The following is a 2,299-nucleotide window of genomic DNA, read 5'->3' on the forward strand; positions in this document are numbered from 1 at the left end:
TGGTCGGGTAGCAGGGAAACATTGCTGTCTCCCCGCCCCCTCAGAACCGGACTTGAAGCTTTCACCTCATCCGGCTCAAGCCTTCTTGACCCGATATCCCACCCGTTGATGGTAAGCATGGTGGCACCAGCGATGCACCAGACTGCGATTTTCTGAAAGGTCTGATCCCCCTTGCTCTTTGGCGACCCGGTGGTGATTGTCCATTTCCCCTACACCCAGAGGCAAGTGACAAAACCCACACAGGCCCTTTTGCTTTTTGAACAGGCAGATCAGGCTTTTCTGATGGAGCTGTTTTTCTACAGTGCGAACTTTTCGGTCCCTCCAGTACTTCTTTTCCTCAGGATTAAAAGGACTGGCCTTTCCCTTCACTTTGAGGTGTCGAATGATGGGAACACTGCTGTAACTTGGAAGTTGAACATCTCCTGCCTGAAACACCCATGATGTACCCTGCCCAAAGTATTTGTACTTGATCCAGTACCTGGACTTGTTGCGGTGTCTGCGAATGCACCACCTCCACAACATCACCCAGATTTTATGGTCTACTTTAGCGAAGGTTTCCTTGGATGTTCCAGCTTGATAGTAATTTGCCCATCCCCGTACCTTTGGAGTCAGGTCACGAATGACCTGACCTACAGGTGCTTGCTTATGGTCTTTCAGGTATCTTCTGATCCCTTCCACGTGCTTGTTCACCTTTTCCTTTGCTGGTTTGGTGAGCAGCACCTTTCCATACCTGCGAATCTCAAAGCCCAGAAAGTTGAAGCCGTCCTGGATGTGAACCATCCGGGTCTTGGCTTCACTGAGCTGTAATCCTCGCCTGGCTAGAAATTCCTGGATTTTGGGCAAAATATAGTCCTGGATGACCTCTGGGGAAGGGGCAATCACCACAAAATCATCGGCATACCTGATCAGGCTGATCCCCCTGTTCGGCCCAGAACGCTGCGTAGGTGTCACATGTCGACCTTGACGGGTTTCTGAGCCAAACAGTTTCTCGATGCCGTGCAGGGCAATGTTCGCTAGCAGTGGACTGATGGTCCCACCCTGTGGAGTGCCTTCTGGACTGTCCTTGAGCTGCCCGGATTCCATGACCCCCGCTTTGAGCCATTTGCGTAGGATTTTCTTGAAAGTGGGTGTCTGACACAGGATGGCTTCATGATCAATGTGATCAAAGAAACCCTGGATATCTGCGTCCAGCACCCACTTACTGCTTCCTTTCGCACTCATGGCTTTAAAGATGGCTTCAATGGCATCCATCGTGCATCGTCCTGGTCTAAATCCGTAAGAGTTGGCTTCAAAACGGCTTTCCCACTCGGGCTCCAGTGCGAATTTCACGAGGGTTTGCAGCACCCGGTCTTTGACGGTGGGGATTCCCAGAGGTCGGGTTTGGTCCTTTCCTTTGGGAATGTAGACCCGTTTAACCGGTGCAGGACAGTGATCTTTCAGGCTTAGCCCCTCTTGCAGCAGTTGCTCTCGGGCTTCCGGGGAGTCAATGACCACCCCATCCACCCCTGCGGTGTGCTTACCCTGGTTTTCCTGGGTCACCTTACGGATGGCCAGGAGTTTTGCGGATGTGGAACGCACCAGCAGTTTTTGCAGGCTTTTGACCTGTTTCCACTGCTGGTTTCGAGTTGCCCGGAAGATCCTTTCCTGGATGCGCCTTACCGTGCTTGAAGTGGCAGACCAGTTGATGTTCTGCCATTTCAATTCAGGTCCTGGGGTCTGTTCAATGACAAGCATTGTCTAACTTCTCCTTCAGTGGGGGTGCACAAGAATTTCAGTTCCGTAGAAGACCGATCAGACGTCAGCACCTTTTCAGGTTGGGTATTGCCCTATCCAAACCATTACCGTCTGGCATTCGCTTTCTCTGAATTCCTTTACCCCCTGTACCGTCTTCCTTTCCTTGCGGTGGGAATACCACTTTCGTGGAATACATGGGGCTTACCCTGTTGATCGAAGAGGACTCAAACGCTAGAGGGAGGTTGCCACTTCTGACCCGGCAGGAGTTCGTGTACCGTCGCCCGTACGATAACCGTGCGATCCTTCCTGCGTACCATTTTGGTTCAGGTGTGACAGCCTCTTTCACCTGTGCCACTTTACGAGCCGTACAAACAGTGATTCGCTTTCGCTCAACCTTCTCTAGCTCCCCCTGGTCCACCACAGCATTGAGGCTCGCTGTGATCGGAACGTTGTCTCTGAGGCTTCACACATTCAGTCACCCGTTTGCATGCTCAGATAGGGGCATTTGGGTACCACAAAGTCCGATGTTCACCGGCATTCCTCTCCGACCCTTTGCAGGTCGCAC

Annotated in this window: 1 protein-coding gene; it reads right to left on the reverse strand. The window is 52.0% G+C overall.

Features of this window, described 5'->3' with window-relative positions; all coding sequences use genetic code 11:
- Positions 1-75 precede the first annotated feature (75 nt).
- A complete protein-coding gene (gene ltrA, locus IEY52_RS26315; RefSeq protein ID WP_189009633.1) occupies positions 76-1,734 on the reverse strand; it encodes a group II intron reverse transcriptase/maturase in 1,659 nt (552 codons plus the stop codon).
- Between the last annotated feature and the right edge of the window lie 565 nt (positions 1,735-2,299).

The organism is Deinococcus roseus (assembly GCF_014646895.1).
Classification (GTDB): domain Bacteria; phylum Deinococcota; class Deinococci; order Deinococcales; family Deinococcaceae; genus Deinococcus_C; species Deinococcus_C roseus.

What these genes read in the sequence shown, in the direction of transcription:
- ltrA (WP_189009633.1), bottom strand. Translation starts at nt 1,734, where the DNA reads ATGCTTGTCATTGAACAGACCCCAGGACCTGAATTGAAATGGCAGAAC.